The sequence below is a fragment of the Streptomyces sp. LHD-70 genome (assembly GCF_031157275.1).
Classification (GTDB): Bacteria; Actinomycetota; Actinomycetes; order Streptomycetales; family Streptomycetaceae; genus Streptomyces.
Window position 1 is genome coordinate 42,460 of record NZ_JAVIFW010000021.1, and the last position, 21,015, is coordinate 63,474.

General features: G+C 70.2%; 16 protein-coding genes. 8 read left to right on the forward strand and 8 right to left on the reverse strand.

What is annotated here, in order from left to right; all coding sequences use genetic code 11:
- Positions 1-26 precede the first annotated feature (26 nt).
- The 5 genes from RCO28_RS31740 to eccB all read right to left on the reverse strand — a co-directional run bounded on the left by RCO28_RS31740 (position 27) and on the right by eccB (position 4,509).
- A complete protein-coding gene (locus RCO28_RS31740) occupies positions 27-368 on the reverse strand; it encodes a hypothetical protein (protein ID WP_308944777.1) in 342 nt (113 codons plus the stop codon).
- Positions 369-409: 41 nt separating this feature from the next.
- Complete coding sequence (gene mycP, locus RCO28_RS31745) at positions 410-1,594, reverse strand: type VII secretion-associated serine protease mycosin (protein WP_308944778.1); 1,185 nt, start codon at positions 1,592-1,594, stop codon at positions 410-412.
- A gap of 390 nt (positions 1,595-1,984) precedes the next feature.
- Positions 1,985-2,269: a WXG100 family type VII secretion target gene (locus tag RCO28_RS31750; protein WP_308944779.1), complete on the reverse strand. Its 285-nt coding sequence runs from the start codon at positions 2,267-2,269 to the stop codon at positions 1,985-1,987.
- 113 nt (positions 2,270-2,382) lie between these two features.
- Positions 2,383-2,694, reverse strand: coding sequence for a WXG100 family type VII secretion target (locus tag RCO28_RS31755; RefSeq protein WP_308944780.1), 312 nt, complete (start codon positions 2,692-2,694; stop codon positions 2,383-2,385).
- A 252-nt stretch (positions 2,695-2,946) separates the two neighbouring features.
- Positions 2,947-4,509 carry a type VII secretion protein EccB gene (gene eccB, locus RCO28_RS31760; RefSeq protein ID WP_308944781.1) on the reverse strand — a complete coding sequence of 521 codons (1,563 nt, stop codon included), beginning with the start codon at positions 4,507-4,509 and terminating at the stop codon, positions 2,947-2,949.
- A gap of 381 nt (positions 4,510-4,890) precedes the next feature.
- Between eccB and eccE the strand changes: the two genes are divergently transcribed.
- From eccE to RCO28_RS31775, 3 genes are all read left to right on the forward strand, one after another.
- Positions 4,891-6,225, forward strand: a complete 1,335-nt coding sequence (gene eccE, locus RCO28_RS31765; protein ID WP_308944782.1) for a type VII secretion protein EccE — start codon at positions 4,891-4,893, stop codon at positions 6,223-6,225.
- Positions 6,225-7,070 (forward strand): hypothetical protein, encoded by an 846-nt coding sequence (locus RCO28_RS31770; RefSeq protein WP_308944783.1) that lies wholly within the window; start codon positions 6,225-6,227, stop codon positions 7,068-7,070. Before eccE ends, RCO28_RS31770 begins: the two co-directional genes overlap by 1 nt.
- A gap of 444 nt (positions 7,071-7,514) precedes the next feature.
- On the forward strand, positions 7,515-10,775 hold the full coding sequence (locus tag RCO28_RS31775) for an SCO5717 family growth-regulating ATPase (protein WP_308944784.1): 3,261 nt from the start codon (positions 7,515-7,517) through the stop codon (positions 10,773-10,775).
- Positions 10,776-10,872: 97 nt separating this feature from the next.
- Here the strand turns inward: RCO28_RS31775 and RCO28_RS31780 are convergent, their stop codons facing one another.
- Positions 10,873-11,148 (reverse strand): DUF397 domain-containing protein, encoded by a 276-nt coding sequence (locus tag RCO28_RS31780; protein ID WP_308944785.1) that lies wholly within the window; start codon positions 11,146-11,148, stop codon positions 10,873-10,875.
- A gap of 297 nt (positions 11,149-11,445) precedes the next feature.
- Between RCO28_RS31780 and RCO28_RS31785 the strand changes: the two genes are divergently transcribed.
- The 5 genes from RCO28_RS31785 to RCO28_RS31805 are packed head-to-tail and all read left to right on the forward strand — an operon-like array spanning position 11,446 to position 17,322.
- Positions 11,446-13,314, forward strand: a complete 1,869-nt coding sequence (locus RCO28_RS31785) for an ABC transporter substrate-binding protein (RefSeq protein WP_308944786.1) — start codon at positions 11,446-11,448, stop codon at positions 13,312-13,314.
- Between the two features lie 15 nt (positions 13,315-13,329).
- The gene (locus RCO28_RS31790) at positions 13,330-14,403 is read left to right on the forward strand and encodes an ABC transporter permease (RefSeq protein WP_308944787.1); all 1,074 of its coding nucleotides are present in this window, start codon (positions 13,330-13,332) and stop codon (positions 14,401-14,403) included.
- Positions 14,400-15,332 carry an ABC transporter permease gene (locus RCO28_RS31795; RefSeq protein WP_308944788.1) on the forward strand — a complete coding sequence of 311 codons (933 nt, stop codon included), beginning with the start codon at positions 14,400-14,402 and terminating at the stop codon, positions 15,330-15,332. Before RCO28_RS31790 ends, RCO28_RS31795 begins: the two co-directional genes overlap by 4 nt.
- Positions 15,329-16,315: an ABC transporter ATP-binding protein gene (locus tag RCO28_RS31800; RefSeq protein ID WP_308944789.1), complete on the forward strand. Its 987-nt coding sequence runs from the start codon at positions 15,329-15,331 to the stop codon at positions 16,313-16,315. Before RCO28_RS31795 ends, RCO28_RS31800 begins: the two co-directional genes overlap by 4 nt.
- The gene (locus RCO28_RS31805; protein ID WP_308944790.1) at positions 16,312-17,322 is read left to right on the forward strand and encodes an ABC transporter ATP-binding protein; all 1,011 of its coding nucleotides are present in this window, start codon (positions 16,312-16,314) and stop codon (positions 17,320-17,322) included. Before RCO28_RS31800 ends, RCO28_RS31805 begins: the two co-directional genes overlap by 4 nt.
- Here the strand turns inward: RCO28_RS31805 and RCO28_RS31810 are convergent.
- Together RCO28_RS31810 and RCO28_RS31815 are read right to left on the reverse strand one after the other, a co-directional pair.
- Positions 17,285-18,904 (reverse strand): ABC transporter substrate-binding protein, encoded by a 1,620-nt coding sequence (locus tag RCO28_RS31810; RefSeq protein ID WP_308944791.1) that lies wholly within the window; start codon positions 18,902-18,904, stop codon positions 17,285-17,287. The two genes, RCO28_RS31805 and RCO28_RS31810, sit on opposite strands and share 38 nt — an antisense overlap.
- Positions 18,901-20,955, reverse strand: coding sequence for a hypothetical protein (locus RCO28_RS31815; RefSeq protein ID WP_308944792.1), 2,055 nt, complete (start codon positions 20,953-20,955; stop codon positions 18,901-18,903). The genes RCO28_RS31810 and RCO28_RS31815 overlap by 4 nt, the downstream gene beginning before the upstream one ends.
- Positions 20,956-21,015: the final 60 nt, after the last annotated feature.

The following is a 21,015-nucleotide window of genomic DNA, read 5'->3' on the forward strand; positions in this document are numbered from 1 at the left end:
CAACAACGGTCCCTGAACGAATACCACTATTCCCACTTTCCGGAACCGCCCCCCATCTGCTGCTTAGTCGCGTACTCCTGCTCGGTGTACTTGCCCCTGACCTTCGAAGTGCTCGTGCCGAACTTCTCGATCAGGTCCTGCAGATCCGTGATGGCGCGATTCAAGTCGGACTTCGCCGTTTCGTGAGCCTGAAACAGGTCCCCAGCCTCAAGGAAGGTCGCCGCCTCTCCGAACGCGCTCTGCGGAATGTCGGTCCGGTACTTGGAGGTCTTGCCCGCCTCCTCCATGTCGTCGACCAACGTCCTGAGCTTGCTCACGACCTCGTCCAGCGCGCTGAGGTCAACCCGCATTCCCGTGCTGTCGCCCATTTCCCCGTTCCTCTCCCCTGCGGTTCCAGTGCCTGATGTTGTTACTTCGAGCCTGAAGACGATTGCTTGCGTCGCCAATCCCGGATGGCGACTCCACTGCCTCCGGCCACGAAGACCAGCAGCAGCCCTGCCCCCAGCACGTAGGTCGAGATGCGCCGATCCCGCTCCGCCGGGGTCTCACCCATGGTGACCTTCATCGCTGCCACCTGACCAGCGGCCTGCTTGGGCGCATCCGGCTTGGGGGTCTCGCCCGGCTCGCTACTGTCGGACAGAGCGGCGAGCGGGTCGACAACTCCCCAGCCCACATAGCGGTTCGGTTCTGCAGTGGGACGCTGGGCGGTCTCCTGCATGCGGGCGATGATCTGCTTGCTGTTCCAGTCCGGGTAGCGGTCCATCATCAGCGCCGCCACGCCTGCGACGTACGGGGCGGCGAAGCTGGTTCCCTGGTCCACGCACTGGCCACCCTTGGGAACCGTCGACACCATGTCCACGCCGGGAGCCGCGATGTCGACGAAGTCACCCGCTTGCGAGAAGAAGGCCCGCTCGTCGTTGCGGTCCGAGGCCGCCACCGCTACGACACCCTCGTACGAGGCGGGGTACGTGCTCTTCGACTTGCCGTCCATCCCGTCGTTGCCGGAAGCCGCGACGACGACGATGCCGGCGTCGACCGCCTTCTTGATGGCCGCGCGCAGCCGGGGCGGGTCCACGCCCTTCTGCGTGTCGGAGGAGATGTTGATGATGTCGGCGCGCTGCGCCACGGCGTAGTTGATCGCCGCGACCATGGTGTCCGAATTGCCCTGCTTCGGCTTGCCGCTCTTGTCCTGTGCGCCGGTGTAGCGGATCGGCAGGATCTTCGCTTCGGGGGCAAGACCCTGGAAGCCGGAGCCCTTGACCTTCTTCGCCGCGATGATGCCCGCGACTCGGGTGCCGTGCCCTTCGAGGTCCTGCGTTCCATCCGCGCTGCCGACGAAGTCCTCCCCCTTGGAGGCCATTTGACCGGCGAGCTGCTTGTTGTCGTCGTCCACACCGGTGTCGATGACGGCAACCGTCACGCCCTTGCCGGTCGCTTTGTCCTGCAGCTGATCCATGATGATCCGCTGCAGGGACCACGGTGTGGACGCGATGTTCTTGCCGCCGAACTCGCATTCGGAGCTCGAGTCGAGGCCGAATGCAGGGTCGTCCGAGCCGGAGTCGGCGACCGCCACCGGGGCTGCGGCGAGGCACATCCCGGTGACCGTGAGTACGCCAACAGCCCGCTGCAGTGCGCGGGTTCCACTCGTACGCGTACGGGGTGTCAGGACCCCCATGCTCAGGCCCCCCAGGGATGGCTAGTCAATAGCTGGTGCGGTGAAGCGATTTTGCTCGGTCGTGCCGGGTTGCGCTGCGGCGTCGATTCCTCGGCCGCAGCCCCACGCCGTATTGCCGAATTGGACCCGGTGACAGAAGCGATCCGGTCACGGAGTTCAACCCGGCAACGGAAACGCGGGGTTTCCCACAGATGAACAGGCCCGGCCCGGGTGTCGAGGCGAGTTTGGCCCAGTCCGCGCGGATCGCGCCGACCGGGCCTTCCTCTGCGCCTCGGATCACACCGACTCAGGCCCGCTTCGGGCTGAGGGTCAGTTCCAGGTGTTGGCGTTCGAGCGCTCAGTGGCCTGGTAGTTCTCGGCCGAGTTCTGCAGCGCCGAGGCGATCTTCATCAGCGTCTCGTGCAGGCTGGCGGCAGTCTGGTCCCACTCGCGCTGCTTGCGCTGGTAACCCTCCTGCGCTTCACCTTCCCAGGACTGCGCGACGTTCTTGACCGCGGCCTCGATGTCGTCGAGCTGCTGCTTGATGCGGCCGGCGGTGGTCCGCACGTCGGTCGAAGCGTTGGTGATCGTTGCGTAATTGACGAGGATGGACATCGTCGAACCCCTTCAGGGAGTTTGCGGAAGTTTGGTGGGGTGTGAGCAGTGCCGGTGTGAATGTCCCGAATGCATCGGGCTGTTCACGCGGTGACTGCTCGATCGAGCGACGATCAGCCGAAGTCCGACATGATCTTGCTGATCTCGGAGTTCTGCTGCTCTTCCGAAGCGGAGTAGTTGCTCCGCGTCGAGTCCACGGCTTCCTTGATGTCCTGCAGGATGTCGCTCATGCGCTTGGCGTCCTGGTTCCACCGCTCCTGGAGCCCGCGGTAAGACTTGGCCGCCATGCCCTCCCAGCCGCCCGCGATCTGGTCGATCACGCCGTTGAGGCGGCGGATCTCGCCCTGGATCTGACCGTTCGCCGTGTCAATGTCACCCGAGAGCTTGGCGAGCTGATCTTCTGTTACCCGAAACTGGCCGGCCATGGTGAACCTTCCCCCATGTCGTTGTGGACCGAGAAGCCCGTACCGCTTCTCGGGTTTGAGGCGTCACTTCTGCCTAAACATCCATGAGCGCTATCAGCACTCTATCGCCCGCCACTGACACATCCAGCGACAGCGGGGATCAGTTACAGACTTCACACAGTCACGCGACGGAGTTGTGATTGAGGGCGGCCAACTCCGGGCAGATGAAGGCCATTTGGGCCTCCGTACGGAGTCGGCCGCAGCCGTCGGACCTCACTGACTCTGGGCCTGCTCCGCCGATCCCGTGTCCAGCGTCGGACCCTGCGGGATGAATTCGGCCCAGTTCTGCGGGACGAACACCTCGTCCTTGACCTTCTCGTAGCCGAGGCGGGTGCGGGCCTTGTCCGTCTCGGAGGGCTGCTCGCCCTCCTTGGCGCCGTTGCCCTTCTCGCCGGTCTTGTCCGAGGCGTTGTCGTTGCCGACGGGCAGGGAGTAGCGCAGACCGGTGTCCGTGAGCAGGTACGTGCCGCCACCGCCGCCGGCCGTTCCCTTGATCTGCTGGAAGAGCAGGCCGGATCCGGAGGAGACGTACGCGTTCAGGGAGTCGGTGATGACCTTCTTCGGGTAGGTCTTGCCCGCCCAGGCGCCGAGGTTGGGCTTCTTGGCGGCCTTGTCGAAGCTGCCGTCGAACAGGCTGCAGGAGGTGTTGTTCGCCACTCCGGTGGAGGCGTCCACCTCGTTGGCCTGCTTCGGCGGCTGCTGGGGCCATTCCTCGTGACCGCCGAGCGGCTGCGCCGCTCCTCCGTTGGCGGCGCTGACGTCCGGGGTCGTCACGGCCACCGCGTCGGCCATCGAACCCTGCGCCGTCGGCGAGTTGGTGATCAGCGAGGCCTCGAACTCACTGATCGAGGCGACCCGGTCCTCGAGAACGACGTAGAAGTTCTCACCCTGCGCGTCCTCGGCCTTGAGGACCTGGCCGATGGTGCCGGCCTCCTGCGGCAGGCCCTGGACCGAGGTGGGAGAGCCCGCACTCGGGATCTCCGGGAAGGTGATCGTGCCGCTGTCGTCCAGAGTCTTGAGCCACTCCGGGCTCACCGGCATGGGCTCGTTCTTGCTGCCGATGGTCGCCGCGAGCAGGTTGGTGCGCAGCGCCGGGTCCGCGTTGACGGCGTTGCTGCCCAGGCGGAACACGTTGCCCTTGCCGTCCACGAGGAAGCGGAGCTTCGACTTCGGCTCCTCGACGTACAGGACCTCGCTGGAGTCGACCTTGCCCTTGTCCTGGACCGCCTTGGCTTCCTCCTTGTCGAGGACGAACACCGCGCGGTCGGGGGTTACGCCGCCCTTGGCGGGGCGCTCGCAGACCGCCCAGGTCTTTGCCTCGGCGGCGTCCTCCTTGGCCGGCAGCCGGTCCGGCGCGTAAGGGATCCCGATGGTCGGACCGTGCCGGATGCCGCTCTTGTCGATCTCCTTGGCGGGCACCTCGATGACCGTGCCCTTGCCCTTGTCCAGGAGGAGCTTCGCGGAGGCGTAGTTGAGGACCGGGTGCAGGACCTTCTCGCCGCCCTCCTTGAGGATGACGTACCTGGTCGTCGAGTCCTTGTCGACGATGACGTGTTCGCCGACCTTGTCCCAACCCTTCGGCGCCGCAGGCTTGATGACACCCCACGCGATGAAGCCGATGACCAGGATGACACCGACGGCCAGACTGGGCATCACGGTGCGAATTGGACGCGGCGCACCTTCCTCCGACCCCCCGGGCTCCGGTGCCAGGAAAGCCGCGACAGTGCGCTTGCGCGCGAATGTGTAGGCGGCGAGCTCATCCCGACGCTTTGCCATGTGTCCCAGCTCTCCCGTTTCTCCCGTTTTGCCATGCTCATTCGTTGCCCCCGACCGGTCCCCGGCTGCATCAGCGCGCATCCCAGGGCCGGTTGAGCAGAACAGGCACCTACTATGCACTGCGCCACGGGGCCCCGGTCCACCAGGTTCGGTGTGCGGGTCCGCTCTGTACCGGAAGTTCACAGAGCCGCCGCACTTCCCTGTCCTGGCCCCCGTGTCGCAGGGGCCTCATCAGCGGGTAGCGTGACCTCCCACACGAACACAGGGCACCGCAGCGCACGGCGGCCGTGACGGCGACGGGCGATCGACGAGCAGTCGACAAGCACAGCCGTGCGCCACCGAGCGAACCGATGCCACTTTGCGAAAGGGATGTCCCGGGGGATGACCAGCGCTACGAGCACTCGGCGCGGACGCCGCGCACAGCAGCAGCCGAGGGGCGGGGGCAGGGGCAGGCCCAACCCCGCTCCGGCGCCCACCGGAGCAGCACCCTCCACGTCGGCCGCGCCCCGGACGCTTCCGCGTCCCGGCGGGCTCGGCCCGCTGCGCCTGCAGCAGCTGGTCCTGGTCGAGCTGGCCGCCGCGATCATGGTGGCCGCGTGGGTGACCGAGCGCTGGCTGCTCGCCCCGGCCGGGGCCGTCGCCGCGCTCCTCGTCCTGCTCGCCATCCTGCGCCGCCACCACCGCCCGCTGCCCGAGTGGTACGAGACGGCGCGCGCCCTCAAGCAGCGCCAGCGGGAGGCCAAGTCGCCCGTCCCGCCGGGCACCGACCCGATGCTGGCGCCGGCCGTCGAGTGCGACGCCGCGCTGCGTACGTACAGCTTCGTGTCCCGGGACGACCGGTCGATCGGCATGATCGGTGACGGCTCGTTCCTGACGGCCGTGCTCTTCGTGCAGCCCAGTGACGAGCCGCTGCGGCCCGAAATGGCCAACCGCCAGCTGCCGTTGCAGCTGATCCATGACGCGCTCGAGGTGGACGGCATCGAGCTGGCCTCCGCCCAGATCGTGCAGCACACGCAGCCCGCGCCCGCCCCGCACCTGCCGCAGCAGTCGGTGGCCGCGCGGTCGTACGGCCCGCTGCAGGCGCAGTCCGGTTCGCCCGCGCTGCGGCTGACCTGGATCGCGCTCAAGCTCGACCCCGAGCTGTGCCCCGAGGCCGTCGAGGCCCGCGGCGGCGGTGTCCCCGGCGCCCAGCGCGCCCTGCTCCGCACCGCCGACCAGCTCGCCAGCCGCCTGGCCGGTGCCGGTTTCGAGGCGACGATCCTCGACGAGAACGAGCTGGTGAACGCGCTCGCCACCTCCAGCTGCCTGAACCCGCGCGCCAACTCCCAGCACAGCAACGACGGCCGGCCGACCCAGCGTCGTACGGTCGAGGCGGTCCGCACCTGGCGCGTGGACGACCGCTGGCACACCACGTACTGGATCTCCCGCTGGCCGCAGCTCGGTCAGGGCGGCGTGGGCCTGCCGCAGCTGGTCACCCGCTTCACCTCGCTGCCGGTCCTCGCGACCACCTTCAGCACCACTCTGAGCCGGGCGGGCAACCGCGGCATCGCGATCGCGGGCCACGTGCGCATCACGGGCCGCGGTGAGAACGAACTGGACCAGGCGCGCCGCGAGTTGGAGCGCGCCGCCGGTGCCTCCAAGGTCGGCCTCGTGCGGCTCGACCGCGAACAGGTCCCCGGTGCCCTCGCCACCCTGCCGCTCGGAGGTACGTCCTGATGTCCTACCCCACGCCGACCATGAACCAGGGGCAGCGCCAGAACCCCGAGCGCCGGCCCGCCCACGTCGCCTCGCCGACGGACACCGGCATGATCCCGCTGCTTCAGCAGCCGGAGGCGCCGCAGCAGCCGGCCCAACGGCGCATCTTCAGCCCGGGGTTCGGCCTGCGCGGCCCGCGCCGCAACCGCCACGTGGTGACGTCCGACGAGATCGCCGCGATCGGCATGCCGATCGGCGACGACGGCGTGATCATCGGCACGGACACCGACAACCAGCCCGCCGTGCTCGGCCTGGCCCGCCCCACCCCGTTCGACGTCTGCGTCGTCGGCGGTCTGTGGCTGGCCCAGGTGCTCGCCCTGCGCTCCGCCGCTACGGGCGCGCGCGTGGCCGTCGAGACGGGCCGTCCGCAGGTCTGGACGCAGCTCGCGCAGGCGGCCGGCGGCGGCCAGCAGTGCGTGACGGTGTACCCGGTGGGCCGGGTGCCCGCGCAGGGTCCCTCGGTCTCCAGCCCGGTCGTGCTGATCCGTGACTGCGGTGTCCGCCCGCCGCGTGGCCGTGTGACGTCGCTTCCGTGGCAGGCCGTCGTGACCGTGCTGCCGTACGTCGGCGAGCACGCGCCGCGCTGGCTGTCGCAGGCCCAGCTGGTCGGCATCCAGCGCATCTCGCCGCAGGAGACCGAGGTCGTACGCGAGACCCTCGGTGTGCCGGCGGACCACCTGCAGCTGCTGCCGACGCTCTCGGACAACGTCGCTCTGTGGTGCACCCGCAAGCACCGCAAGTACGTGATGACCGAGCCGACCGACGCCGAGAACGGTCTGCTCGGTGCCGCGCGCCGTATGGACTGACCGCTCGGCGGGAGTCTCGCAACCGGATTGTGATGTCCGGTCGCGGGGCTCACGCCGGGCCGATCGGCTCGCGAAAGGGCTCTCCGGCCGGCGTTCGACGTCCGGCCGGATTGCGTCTTTCCGTGGCCGATCCGATGCCCTTGGATGCTCGGAGCCCGTTCGTACGGGCCGAGAATCCCCCAACCCGCCTGGATGTTCCGTGATTCCGGGCACTCGGGTCCGACGCCCGGACCCGGGCCGAACAGAGCCCGGGAACCCCGGGGAGGCCGGTCGAGCACACCGGCGGCGGAGACGGAGCGCACACAAGGGCGCTTTCCCGTACCGCGGTGTGAGTGATTAGGCTCTTCTGGTGATGCGGTTGCGTCGCAGACGCGTGGGACGCGCCACCCCATCCGCCCGACCGCGACGACGCATTAGCAGCAGTGGCTGACCAGGAGGCAAGCAGTGAACAGGGATCGGTCCGACTACCACGGCGGCCAGTCCCCTGACGGGGAAGACCGTGAACTCGACCTCACGGGCGAGTTCGAGATCGTCTACGAGCCTCCTTCTTGGTACGACCAGGGATCGCGCGGCGGCAACACCGCCTCGGCCTCGCCGCCGCCTCCCACCGGCCAGCCGCTGGGCCCGCAGGGAACCGACCAGGGACCGCCGCAGCCACCCGTCCAGGAGCAGCCGCAGCAGGGTCAGTACGGGCAGGAGCAGTACGGCCAGGGTCAGTACGGGCAGCAGCAGTACGGGCAGGGCCAGTACGGCCAGGGCGCGCAGGGTGGCGCGCCCCAGTCCGGTTACCCCCAGCAGCCGCAGCAGGACACCTCCGGGGGATACGGCTACCCGCAGCAGGCACCGCCGCAGCAGCAGAACCCCGCGGGCGGTTACGGCTACCCGCAGCAGGCGCAGCCCGCGCACGACACCTCCGGTGGGTACGGCTACCCGCAGCAGGGCGCCCCCGCCGCACCGCAGGCCGCCGCGCCCCAGGCTGCCGCACCGCAGGCCGCGCCCGAGCAGGCCGCCACCCCGCCGTCCGGCCAGGACACTTCGGGTGGTTACGGCTACCCGCAGTCCGCCCAGAACACCTCGGGCGGGTACGGCTACCCGCAGTCCGGCAACGAGCCCGCGCACTCTCCGTCGGTCGACGCCTCGCCCGCGCCGTCCGTGGACGCCTCCCCGGCTCCCCCGGCACCCGCGCCCGCCGCGCCCGCCGCTCCTTCGGCACCTGTGGCACCTGTGGCACCGTCCACTCCTTCCGCTCCTTCGGCTCCTTCCGCCCCGGCCCCCGCCGCGGGTGCCCCGGCCGCGCCCGGCTTCCCGGTACTGCGACCCGTGGACGACGAGGACAGCGGTACGACACCGGCCGCTGCCCCCGCGCCCGCCGAGCCGGAGTCGGCCGAGGCCGAGCCGGAGCAGCCCGCCTCGCTCAACCACGCGGCCGCGGACGCCGAGGCGGCCGCGCTGTTCGGCTCGGACGACGACGAGCCCGAGGCGTCCGGCGGACCGGAGACCGAAGAGGCTTCGGCCGAGAGCGGCTCCGGCGAGGAGGGCACTGAGGAAGCGGCCGACACGTCCGACACGTCCGGTGCCGCTGAAGCCCCGCAGGCACCGCAGGCACCGCAGGCACCGGAAGCATCAGAGGCACCGGAGGCCGCCGCGCCGGCCGAGGCTCCGCAGGTCCCTCAGGCCCCCCACGTACCGCAGGCGCCGGAGGCTCCCCAGGCCCCGCAGCAGCAGTTGCCTCCGCTGCCGCAGGGTTACCAGCCCGCCCAGCCCGAACAGGCGGGTCAGCAGCCGCAGCAGCAGGACCCGGCCGCGGCCGCCGCGGCGGCACAGGCCGCTCAAGCCGCTCAGGCCCAGCAAGCACAGCAGGCCCAGCAGGCCCAGGCCCAGCAGGGTCAGGCCCAGCAGGGCCAGCAGCCCGGTTACGGCTACCCGCAGCAGGCCGGGCAGCCGCAGCAGCAGCAGCCGCCGCAGCAGGGCCAACAGGCCGCCGGGCAGGGCGGGTTCGGGGCCGCGCAGCCGCTGCCGCAGCAGCAGCACCCCGGTGCCCAGCCCATGCCGCAGCAGGACCAGGCCGCCGCCCAGGCGCACGCCGCTCAGCAGGCGCAGCAGGCTCAGCAGGCCGCCCAGGCGCAGCAAGCCCAGCAGGCCTACGCCGCGCAGCAGGCCGCCCAGGCCCAGCAAGCGCAGCAAGCGCAGCAGGGCCAGCAGGGCCAGCAGGGCCAGCAGCCTGCTTACGGCTACCCGCAGCAGCAGGTTCCGCAGCAGCACGGCTACGGCTACCCGCAGCAGGCCGGGCAGCAGCCGCAGGCCCAGCAGCCTCAGCAGCAGCCGCAGCACCCGCAGGCCCACCAGATGCAGCAGCCGCAGCAGGGCCAGCAGCCCGGTCAGCCCACGCCGCAGCAGGCCCAGCAACAGGCACAGCAGCAGCCGCAGGCCCCGCAGCCGCAGCAGCAGGCCCCGCAGGGCTGGTCGCAGGGCGGTCAGGCCGGACAGGCCGGGCCGGGTGCGCAGCAGCCGCAGCAGCAGGCGGCGCCGGGCACCCCGCTCGGTTACAACGCGGCGGTGGAGCTGTCCTCGGACCGGCTGCTCCGCAACCAGCCCAAGCAGCGCAAGAACAACGCGGGCCCGTCCCGGTTCAAGCTGGGCGCGAAGAAGGAAGAGGCCGAGCGGCAGCGGAAGTTGGAGCTGATCCGTACGCCGGTGATGTCCTGCTACCGGATCGCGGTCATCTCCCTCAAGGGCGGCGTCGGCAAGACCACGACGACGATGGCGCTCGGCGCGACGCTCGCATCGGAGCGGCAGGACAAGATCCTCGCGATCGACGCCAACCCGGACGCGGGCACCCTCGGCCGCCGTGTGCGGCGCGAGACGGGTGCGACCATCCGTGACCTGGTGCAGGCGATCCCGCAGCTGAACAGCTACATGGACATCCGCCGCTTCACCTCGCAGGCGCCCTCCGGTCTGGAGATCATCGCCAACGACGTGGACCCGGCCGTCTCGACGACGTTCAACGACCAGGACTACCGCGCGGCGCTCGACGTCCTCGGCCGTCAGTACCCGATCATCCTGACCGACTCGGGTACGGGTCTGCTCTACAGCGCGATGCGCGGAGTGCTCGACCTGGCCGACCAGTTGATCATCATCTCGACCCCGTCGGTGGACGGCGCGAGCTCCGCGTCGACGACCCTCGACTGGCTGTCGGCGCACGGCTTCGCGGACCTGGTGCAGCGCTCCATCACGGTGATCTCCGGTGTCCGTGAGACCGGCAAGATGATCAAGGTGGACGACATCGTCGCGCACTTCGAGACGCGCTGCCGCGCCGTCCAGGTGGTGCCCTTCGACGAGCACCTCGCGGCCGGCGCCGAGGTCGACCTCGGCATGATGCGTCCGAAGACCCGAGAGGCGTACTTCAACCTGTCGTCGCTCGTCGCCGAGGACCTGGCGCGTGCCTCGCAGAGCCAGGGCTACGGCGGTCAGCAGCAGATGCAGCAGCCGCAGCAGGGCTACCCGCAGCAGGGCCAGGCTCCGCAGCAGGGCTACCCCCAGCAGGGCGCCCCGCAGCAGGGCCAGGGCTGGCAGCAGCAGGGCCAGCAGCCCCCGCAGGGCCAGGGCTGGACCCAGCAGCCGCAGCAGGGACAGCAGCCGCAGCAAGGACAGCAGCCGCAGCAGGGTCAGCAGGGCGGTGCGGTGCCGCCGGGCTGGACCCAGTAGCAACACCCGTACGAGCGAAAGGGGTTGGCGTCCGATGACGCCAACCCCTTTCGCGTACGCGCGTACGCCCGAAAACGAGACCGAAAGCCGCCGCGCGCTATTTCAGGTCGAACTCGCCGTCACGCGCGCCGAGTACGAAGGCGCGCCATTCCGCCTCGGTGTAGCGCAGCACCGTGTCGGGCTCCTTGGAGTTGCGCATGGCGACCGCGCCGTCGTCGAGATAGGCGATCTCGACCTTCTCGTCGTCCGGCCCACCAGGGGCGCTGTGCCATTCGACGCCGCTGATGTCCAAGGCGTACAGCGCGTCCTTCTCCGCCTCTTTGCGCGCCTTGAGCTCCGCCTCCGCTTGCTCCTGCCGCTGCTCCGTCGACATCAGGATCTCTCCGTTCCGCTGGCCTGACCCGGTAGGGGGACTCTACCGTCGGTGATGGCCTTTCGGCGGCTGTCTCCAGAGGGCTGTACCAATGTCGGTCACGGGCCCAACTCGGCGTCATAACAGGCACGTTCCCGCAGGCCACGTACGGTTCATCCGCCGTTGACATGTTTAGACCACCGCTGATAGACACACACCTCATCCAACTGAGCTGTTCCGCATGGCATCGCATGTCATCCAGTACGTCCCGCAGTACGTCCGCCTTCTGAGCGAACATCTACGCGAGGTCAACTGCCCATGGACACAAGAGTTCAGCACGTACCGCCGAGAAGAAGATCACGCCGTCGCGTCCGCGTCCTGTTCGGCTCCGGCGCCGCGGCCCTCACCCTCACCGCCGGACTCGCCTCGCCGCTCAATCCGGCGCCCGACGAGGCGCAGGCGGAGAGCACCGCCGTCAAGAAGACGCTGACGGTCGCGGTGGCGCAGAGCGTCGACTCGCTCAGCCCGTTCCTCGCCCAGCGCCTTGTCAGTACGAGCATCCACAAGCTGATGTACGAGTACCTGACGAACTACGACCCGAAGGACAACGACACGGTCCCGGGGCTCGCGACGAAGTGGGAGCCGTCCGCGGACAAGCTGACCTGGACGTACACGATCCGCAAGAACTCGAAGTGGTCCGACGGCAAGCAGGCCACCGCCGAGGACGCGGCGTGGACGTTCAACAAGATCATGACGGACGAGGGCGCCGCCACGGTCAATGCCAGCTATGTCGCCAACTTCAAGAAGGTGACGGCTCCTTCGCCGGAGAAACTGGTCATCGAGCTGAAGAAGCCGCAGGCCACGATGACCTCGCTCGACGTCCCGATCGTGCCCAAGCACGAATGGGAGAAGGTCAAGGACTTCGGGAAGTTCAACAACGACGATAAATTCCCGATCGTCGGCAACGGCCCCTTCGTCCTCACGGACTACAAGAAGGACAAGTACGTCAAGCTGGAGCCGAACAAGGACTTCTGGCGCGGTGCCCCGAAGTTCGACGAGCTGGTCTTCAAGACGTACAAGGACCAGGACGCCGCCGTGGCCGCCCTGAAGAAGGGCGAGGTGTCCTTCGTCGCAGGTCAGCCCTCGCTGACCCCGGCGCAGGCCGCGGAGTTGAAGAACGTCCCGAACGTCAAGGTCAATGACGCGCCGGGCCGCCGTTTCTTCGCGCTCGCCACGAATCCGGGTGCGCAGACCAAGGACGGCAAGAAGTTCGGCGACGGCCATCCGGCGCTGCTCGACCAGAAGGTGCGCCAGGCCCTTTTCCTCGCCATCGACCGCGAGACGATCGTCGACAAGGTGTTCCAGGGCCACGCCGTCGTGGGCGAGGGATATATCCCGCCGCGTTTCTCGGACTACTTCTGGAAGCCGGGCGGGGACCAGAAACTCGCGCACGACCCCAAGAAGGCCGCCCAACTCCTCGACGAGGCGGGCTACAAGAAGAACGGTGACGGAAAGCGCGTCGGCAAGGACGGAAAGCCGCTCGACTTCCGCATTCTGTGCCACGCCACCGACCCGATGGACAAGTCGATCGGCAATTACCTCAAGGAGTGGTGGGGCGAACTCGGTATCGGCCTGGAGGTGCAGTGCCTCGACAACGTCACCGACCCCTGGTACGCGGGTGAGTACGACCTGGCCTTCGACGGCTGGTCGGTCAACCCCGACCCGGACTATGTGCTGTCGCTGCACATCTGCAGCGCGCTCCCGTCCAAGCCGGGCGCCACATCCCCCACGGACAACTTCATCTGCGACAAGAAGTACGACGACCTGTACGCGAAGCAGCAGGCCGAGTACGACCCGGACAAGCGCCAGGACCTGGTCAAGCAGATGCAGTCGCGGCTCTACGACACCGGGTACATGAACATCATCGCGTACCCGAACGCCGTCGAGGCGTACCGCACGGACCAGATCAAGTCGATCACCACGATGCCCTCGGACGCCGGCAACATCTATGGCCAGGACGGCTATTGGAGCTGGTGGTCGGCGGTTCCGGCGGACTCCGAGGCGGGCTCCGACGGCGGTACGTCGGCCGGTGTGGTGATCGGTATCGCCGCGGGTGCCGTCGTCCTCATCGGTGCCGTGGCGTTCGTGGCGCTGCGCCGTCGTGCCACCGCGGAAGAACGCGAATAGGGGCGGAACCGTTCCATGACCGATGCCTCCACCAGCACCACCGCGCTCGCGGATCCCGACGGCCCGGCTCCGGCCGGGCCGTCGGCCCGCGGGCCCCGCGCCCGTGACACCGTCGCCTATCTGAGATACGGGGCGGGCAAGCTCGTCGGCGCGGCGGTGTCGCTGTTCGCCGTGCTCGTCACGAGCTTCTTCCTGTTCCGGATCATCCCCGGCGACCCGGTGCGCACCATCACGCACGGCCGGGCGGTCTCCGAGGAGCAACTGCAGGCGCTGCGCCGCCAGTTCGGCATCGACAAGCCCCTGTGGGAGCAGTTCACGCAGTACTGCGGCCAGGCGCTGCAGGGCGACTTCGGCAACTCGTACCAACTCCACGATCCCGTCGGCGAGTTGATCTGGGACCGGCTTCCGGCGACGCTGCTGCTCACCGGCACGGCCTTCGTCCTGTACTCGCTGATCGGGGTCTGGCTCGGCACCCGCTCCGCGTGGCTGAGCGGCGGGCTCGGCGACCGCTTCAACACGGGCCTGTCGCTGACGCTCTACTCGGTGCCGTCGTTCTGGCTCGGCCTGATGCTGATCAACGTGTTCGCGGTGGGCGTCGGCTTCGTCCCCGGCCTGTTCCCGACGGGCCTGATGGAGACCGGCGACGGCTCCACGGGCCTCGCGCACGCCCTGGACGTGGCGCACCACATGGTGCTGCCGGTGGTCACCCTGGTCGCGGTGGGGTACGCGCAGACGCTGCTCGTGATGCGGTCCTCGCTGCTCGACGAGATGGGCAGCGACTATCTGACGACGGCCCGCGCGAAGGGCCTGCGCGACACCCTCGTACGGCGCCGCCATGCCGTGCCCAACGCGCTGCTTCCCACGGTGACGCTGCTGTTCGTGAACCTCGGGCATGTGGTGGCGGGGCAGATCCTGGTCGAGACGGTGTTCTCCTGGCCGGGCCTCGGCGGACTCTTCTACGAGGCCCTCTCGATCCCCGATCTCCCGCTCCTCCAGGGCCTGTTCTTCGTCTTCGCGGCCGGTGTGATCCTGATGAACACCCTGGCCGACCTGATCTATCCGCTGCTCGACCCCCGGGTGGGCCGATGACCACGACCGATACGCCTGCGAAGGACGCCTCCGCCCCCTCCGCGAAGAGCCCCCGCACGCTCGCCCGCGAGCGCCGCCGCCGCTCGGTGGCCCGGTTCTGGCGGCAGTACCGCACGCACCGCGCGGGCCTGTTCGGGCTCGCCGCGCTCGCCCTGTTCGTCCTGCTCGCGCTGCTCGCCCCGCTGCTCGTCGGCGCGGACGTGCAGAGCGTCACCAAGGCACCGGGTCAGCCCCTCGAAGCCCCCAGCGGGGAGTTCCCGCTCGGCACCGACAAGGACGGGCGCAGCATGCTCGGCCTGCTGATCTGGGGTGCGCGCTTCTCGCTCACGGTGGGCTTCCTGGCGGCCGCGCTCTCCGTCGCGATCGGCACCCTGATCGGCATCACGGCCGGGCACTACAAGGGCTGGTACTCGACGGTGATCATGCGGGTCACCGACTGGTTCCTGGTGATGCCGACGCTGGTCCTGGCGATCGCCCTGGCCAGTGTCCTGTCCCGCTCGATCTGGACGATCATCCTCGCGATCGGCGTCACCACCTGGCCCACCACGGCCCGGCTCGTGCGGGCGCAGACCCTCGCCGTGGAGTCCCGCCCGTACATCGAACGCGCGAAGGCGCTCGGCGGCGGGCACAGCCACATCATGACCCGGCACGTGCTGCCGAACGTGATGCCGCTGGTCCTCGCCCAGACCACCCTGGTCATCTCCTCGGCGGTCCTGACGGAGGCCACGCTCGCGTTCCTCGGCCTCGGCGACCCGACGGTCACGTCGTGGGGCGGTCTCCTTCAGGACGCGCGCGACTCGGGTGCGACGACGAAGTGGTGGTACGTGATGCCGCCCGGTATCGCCATCGCCCTGGTGGCCCTGTCCTTCACGCTCTGCGGCCGCGCCGTCGAGTCCGTGCTCAACCCGAGGCTGGGGGCGTCCCGTTGACCACCGCACCACTGCTCGACATCAAGGACCTCACGGTCACGTACGGCACGGGCGCCGCCGCCGTGCGCGGTGTGGACCTCACATTGGAGGCCGGCCAGAAGCTCGGCATCGCGGGCGAGTCCGGCTGCGGCAAGTCGACGCTCGCCCTGGCACTGCTGCGGCTGCTGCCCACGGGCGCGAAGCTCACCGGGGAGGTGCTGCTCGACGGCGAGAACGTCCTCGCCATGAAGTGGGGCCGCCTTCGCGCGGTGCGCTGGGCGGGCGCCTCCATCGTGTTCCAGGGCGCGATGCACTCCCTGAACGCGGTGCACCGCGTCGGCGACCAGATCGCCGAGCCCATGCTGATCCATGCCACGGTGCCTGCTTCGGGCGTACGGAAGAAGGTCGCCGGGCTCCTGGAGCACGTGGGCCTGCCCGCGTCCCGCGCGGACGCGTACCCGCATGAGCTCTCCGGCGGGCAGCGGCAGCGCGTGATGATCGCGATGGCCCTGGCCTGCGACCCGAAGCTGATCGTCGCGGACGAGCCGACGACCGCGCTCGACGTGATGATCCAGGCCCAGATCCTGCGCCTGATCGAGCAGTTGGTGGCCGAGCAGGACGTCGGCCTGATCATGATCAGCCATGACCTCGCGGTCCTCGCCGACACCTGCGACCGGCTCGCGGTGATGTACGCGGGCCGCGTCGTGGAGCAGGGCCCGGCCTCCGAGGTCTACTCCGCCGCCCGCCACCCGTACGCGAAGGCGCTCTCGGCGGCGTTCCCCCGCATCGGCGACCCCTCCTCCCGGCACGCCCCCCGCGGCCTGCCCGGCGACCCCCCGGACCCCACGGACCTCCCACCGGGCTGCACGTTCCACCCCCGCTGCCCGGTGGCGATCGACGCTTGCTCGGTGGAGGACCAGGTACTGCGGGGCGAGCGGGACTGGCAGGCCGCTTGCGTTCACACCGCTGTGGGCGGCGCCGGGCAACTGAAAGGCCGACGATGACCGAGTCAACCTTGCTCGACGCAGCCGACGTGCACGTCACCTTCCCCGGTCGACGCGGCAGCGGCAGCGCCCGAGCCGTGGACGGCGTACACCTAACCCTCGGCAAGGGCGAAATCGTAGCCCTGGTAGGCGAATCCGGCTGCGGAAAGACGACCCTGGCCCGCACCCTCCTGGGCCTGGAGAAGCCGACCGCAGGTCACGTCACCTTCGACGGCGCCCCCTTGTCGTACGACAGCCGCTCCCTGAAGGCGTACCGCAACCGCGTCCAGCTGGTCCTCCAGGACCCCAGCGGCTCCCTCAACCCGAGGCACACGGTGTACGAGGCCGTCGCCGAGGGCCTGCGCGTGCACGGGTACGCGGGCGACGAGCAGGCGAAGGTCGCCGAGGCCCTGGCTCGGGCCGGGCTGCGTCCCCCGGAGCGGTTCTTCCAGCGCTACCCGCACGAGCTGTCCGGTGGCCAGCGCCAGCGCGTGGTGATCGCCGGGGCTCTCGTCCTGGACCCCGAACTGATCGTCGCGGACGAGCCGGTGGCGTCCCTGGACGCGTCGGTGCGCGGCGAGATCCTCGCGCTGCTGCTCGCGCTGCGCGAGGAGCTCGGCCTGTCGGCGCTGGTCGTGACGCACGACCTGGGCCTCGCCTGGAACATCGCGGACCGGGTGGCGGTGATGTATCTGGGCCGGGTGGTGGAGACGGGCACCGTCGAGGAGGTGCTCACCTCTCCTCAACACCCGTACACCCAGGCCCTGTTGTCGGTGCTGCCGGAGGCGCCCGGGGAGCCGGTCGTGCTGACCGGCGAGCCGCCGGACCCGACGCGCATCCCCGGCGGCTGCCGCTTCCACGCGCGCTGCCAGGTCCTCGCCTCGGGCGAGGCGGAGCGCGCGGGCGTCGCGGACGCCTGCCGTACGAAGGACCTGCCGGTGCTCTCGGCCGAGCACCGGACGCAGGCCGCGTGTCACTGGGCGGCGCGTCTCACCCCGCAGGGCCCAGGGGCTTCTCCAGCTTGTTGAAGCGGAACTCCCCGGACGGAAGGAGGTCCACGAGCGGCAGTTCCTTGCCCACCGGGTTGCCGTCCTCCCCGAACTGGATGAGCCCGCTCAGGCCGGCCACCTCCCCGCCCTTCTTGATCTGCAGCAGCATCTGGCGAACGGCGGGCGCGGGCGGCTCCTTCGGCGGCCACGGCAGGTCCGCGCCCGAGCCGCCCTTGCCCTTGGACGTGTCGTCGGACGGCTCCTGCGTCCACACCTCCCGGACGCCCCTCCCTACGACGAGCATCGCGTCGTACACGGCGATGACCTGCCCGTCGTCGAGTCTGTCCGGGTTGCGTCCGGTCAGCTTCCGGTAGCGATCGGAGAAGGCGGGGAACGGGTCGTCGCCCTGCGGATAGCCCTTGTCCTCGCCGGTCCACATGTCGGGGTGGGCGAGCGCGGTGAAGCTGACCTTGACCTTGCTCGCCTTCCACTCGTCCGTGAACGCGGCCAGCTCCTCCTGGCTCTCCATCCCGTCGGCGTAGATGCTCACCGCGTCGTCGCCGGTGAACACGGTGACGCCGCACTGCCGGCCCAAGGCGCTCATCGCGGTGATGAACCGGCGGAGTTCCCGGCCGCGCCCCGCGAAGTACAGGGCGTCCGGCCGGTGTTGGCAGACCCGTTCGGCGATCGAGCCGAACGCGTTGGCCAGGGCCGGGGCCCCCGCCTCGTAGGACAGACCGAGCGGTTCGAGGCGCAGGCCCTGCCGCTTCGCCTGCTCCTCGAAGCCCTCGCTGAGGGACCTGCTGTACGCCTCGCCGGTGTTCCGGTCCTTGACCATCGCCACCCGGTACCCGCCCGGCTTCGCCTTCTGCTGCTCGTCCTTGAGGTGCCGGACGACCGCGGAGGCCTGTTGTTCGTTGGGGTTGTTCACGCGGAAGAAGCCCGGCTTCTTCGAGGCGAGGTCGTCGGCCGTCGATGTCGCGGCGACCATCGGCAGCCCCGCCTCCCGCAGCGCGTCGACCAGCTGCCGCGTGGCCCCGTACGAAGGACCGAAGCCGGTGACCGCGACCAGCGGGTGCTCACGGTCCTCCTTCAGTTCCCTGAGCCGCTCCTCGACCGGCTTCCACTGCTTGCCGTCCGCGCCCGTGTTGGCGACGAGGAGCTTGATGCGGGGCACGATGCCCTGCCGGTTGTTGAGCTCGTCCTGCGCGGCGTAGGCGCCCTCCAGCTCCTGCAGCGCCGCGTTGTCGTCCTTCTCGTCACTGGCGCCGATGGTGAGCGGGTGGACGTACACCACGGACACCCAGCGCTTGCCGGACTTCTCGACGTCCTGGTTGGCCTTGCGGATGTCCGCGGTGATGTGGTCGAGGGAGTCGTCGAACGAGAACGTCCCGTCGGTCACCCCCACGCACTCGTCGTCGGGCCCCTCCTCCCACACGCCGTCGGCGCACCGGTCGAAGGCGTACGCGCGCGTGCCCCAGGTGTCACCGACGAAGAAGTACACGCCGTACGCGAGCAACGCCGCGGCGAGCAGGGCCCATTTGACGTACCAGCTCCTTGGCCGGGCGGCGCTTGGCGGCGTCCAGGGCGGCATCGGCGGGGAGGCCTGCGGATCGGTCACCACGGCTCCTTTCGGTAGAGGCGCATCCGGTCGTCGAGCGTCTGCCACTGCCGGAAGGCCCTCAACTGCCCGCGCAGCCGCTCCAGTTGCTCCACGATCACGCCGTGCAGCTCGGCCAGCGGATCGCCGAGCGGGTCGGACCACAGCTCTGCGTACGGGTCGGCCGTGGGGTGCAGGGTGAGCTGTCCGGCGATGAGGAGGCGGGCGACGGGGTGCTGCTCCTCGGGCAGTCCGGGCTCGACCTCGGCGCAGCGCCGCTCGTACTCGGAACCGGCGTCGGCGGCGGTGTGCAGGCCGCGGCGCGGGGCGCGCTGCACCCACGACAGGGCGCGGCACCAGTCCTCGGCCTCGCGGGTGCCGGCCCGCACCTCCTGGAACGCGTCGTGCAGGAGCCGGGTCGCGCCGGGCACGTCGTCCTCGGCGAGGCGGCAGTACGCGAGGTCGCGGAGCGCGCCCGTGCCCTCGGGCCCGGCGGCGGCCAGGCGCAGGGCCTGGTAGGTCCAGGGCCAGGTGCGGGTGCGTTCGTCGCCCTCCTCGCGGGCGAGTTCGTGCAGGAGGAGGCGGCGGACGACGCGGGGCAGGACAGCGACGTGCTCGCCGTCGACGAGGGCGGTCTCGGTGCGCAGGTCGTCCCGGGCCGCCTCGGCCACCCGCTCGCGCAGGTTGGTGCTGCTGCCCCACAGGACGTCGGCGGCGACGGCCTGGCCCGGGGACACGGAGGCGGCGGCGCGCGGCAGGGCACGCCGGTCGGCGGCGGAGGGCTCGCCGAGGAGTTGGCCGAGCACCGGTCCCGCGACGGTGTGCCGCCCGTCGGCGGCGAAGACCTGCCGGATGCGGTGGAGCACCGGCTCGTCGGGCTCGAAGGTGGTGGCGAGCGACGTCAACGCGGTGGCTGTGGCGAGGGGTTGACCGCCCGTCAGCTCGTACAGGACACGGCCGAGCCAGGCGCCGGGCCGGGAGATGCCGTGCACGGCGACCCGGGGCAGCGTCTTCACGACCCGCTGCGCGAACTCGCCGACCTCGTCCCGGTCGAGCGGCCGCAGCTGCGCGACGTCGAGCCGCCCGCCGATCCGCCGGGGCACGAACACGGCCCCCTCGGGGTCGTCGGCGCCGCGCCAGCACTCCAGGTAGGCGCCGTGCGGGACGAGGCCGGGCTCGCGGTTCTCCAGGACCTGCGGCCGGGACCGCGCGGCGGCGACGACGACCAGCGGGTCCGGGGTGCGGCGGGCCTGCCGGGCGGCGTCGAGGGCTTCGAGGAAGGTGTCGCCGAGGGTGTTGTCCGCGTCGTCGAGCAGGACGAGGCAGCGCAGGGTCCGCTCGCCGCCGTCCCCGTCTGCGTACGCCCGCTCCAGGTCGGCGAGGAAGGCCCGCATCATCACGTCCTCGGCCTCGGCGCGCTGGGCCGAAGTGCCGTGCCGGAAGCCGTGGTTGAGGCTGACGAGGAACTCCTCGGGGGAGGCGGGCGGGGCGCCGAGCCGGTTGATGGCGCGCCGCAGCCGCTGCTTGGCGCGCGTCATGCCCCACACCTTGCGCCCGCCGCGCACCAGGTGAAGCCCGGCCAGGGCGAGCGGGGGCAGCCCGGCCATGGACGCGGCCGTCTCCAGGAGCGTGGTCAGCAGCGCTCCGGACTCCTCCTCCTCGGCCCGCCCCTCGTCGAGCGCGGTACGGATCTGCTGCACGGCGCGCGCCCGGTTGCCCGGGTCGGTCTCGACGGCCAGGGCGAGCGCGAGCACTCCGGACGCGGGCAGCCGAAGGCCCGGAAAGCTGGGCGTCGCGGCGCTGAGCTGGAAGGCGACCTCGGTGAGGACGTCGGCGGTGCCGCGCTGCCCGTCGTCGAGCTGCGCCAGGTCGAGGTGCGCGGTGTGGGTGTGCTGGCCGAGCCACTTCAGGTGGGCGAGCAGAGTGCTCTTGCCGGAGCCGCGACCGCCGAGCAGCAGCAGCGGATGCCGGGCCCCGGGTGCGTCGAGGTCCTGCGCGGCGAGCCGCTCCTGCACCCACCGGGCCACCAGGACGTCCCGCTGCGACGTCCCCGCCCACGCATCCTGCGCCACAGCTCCCCCTCCCCCGCCGCTGTGCGCTTAGGATTCCTCAATTCCCGTACGGGGAAACGC

Bases quoted from the DNA above. Each gene is read 5' to 3' on its own strand.
- RCO28_RS31750 (WP_308944779.1), bottom strand. From the start codon at position 2,269: ATGTCCATCCTCGTCAATTACGCAACGATCACCAACGCTTCGACCGAC.
- RCO28_RS31805 (WP_308944790.1), top strand. From the start codon at position 16,312: ATGACCGAGTCAACCTTGCTCGACGCAGCCGACGTGCACGTCACCTTC.
- RCO28_RS31740 (WP_308944777.1), bottom strand. From the start codon at position 368: ATGGGCGACAGCACGGGAATGCGGGTTGACCTCAGCGCGCTGGACGAG.
- RCO28_RS31770 (WP_308944783.1), top strand. From the start codon at position 6,225: ATGTCCTACCCCACGCCGACCATGAACCAGGGGCAGCGCCAGAACCCC.
- RCO28_RS31790 (WP_308944787.1), top strand. From the start codon at position 13,330: ATGACCGATGCCTCCACCAGCACCACCGCGCTCGCGGATCCCGACGGC.
- RCO28_RS31780 (WP_308944785.1), bottom strand. From the start codon at position 11,148: ATGTCGACGGAGCAGCGGCAGGAGCAAGCGGAGGCGGAGCTCAAGGCG.
- RCO28_RS31755 (WP_308944780.1), bottom strand. From the start codon at position 2,694: ATGGCCGGCCAGTTTCGGGTAACAGAAGATCAGCTCGCCAAGCTCTCG.
- RCO28_RS31795 (WP_308944788.1), top strand. From the start codon at position 14,400: ATGACCACGACCGATACGCCTGCGAAGGACGCCTCCGCCCCCTCCGCG.
- eccB (WP_308944781.1), bottom strand. From the start codon at position 4,509: ATGGCAAAGCGTCGGGATGAGCTCGCCGCCTACACATTCGCGCGCAAG.
- eccE (WP_308944782.1), top strand. From the start codon at position 4,891: ATGACCAGCGCTACGAGCACTCGGCGCGGACGCCGCGCACAGCAGCAG.
- RCO28_RS31785 (WP_308944786.1), top strand. From the start codon at position 11,446: ATGGACACAAGAGTTCAGCACGTACCGCCGAGAAGAAGATCACGCCGT.
- mycP (WP_308944778.1), bottom strand. From the start codon at position 1,594: ATGTGCCTCGCCGCAGCCCCGGTGGCGGTCGCCGACTCCGGCTCGGAC.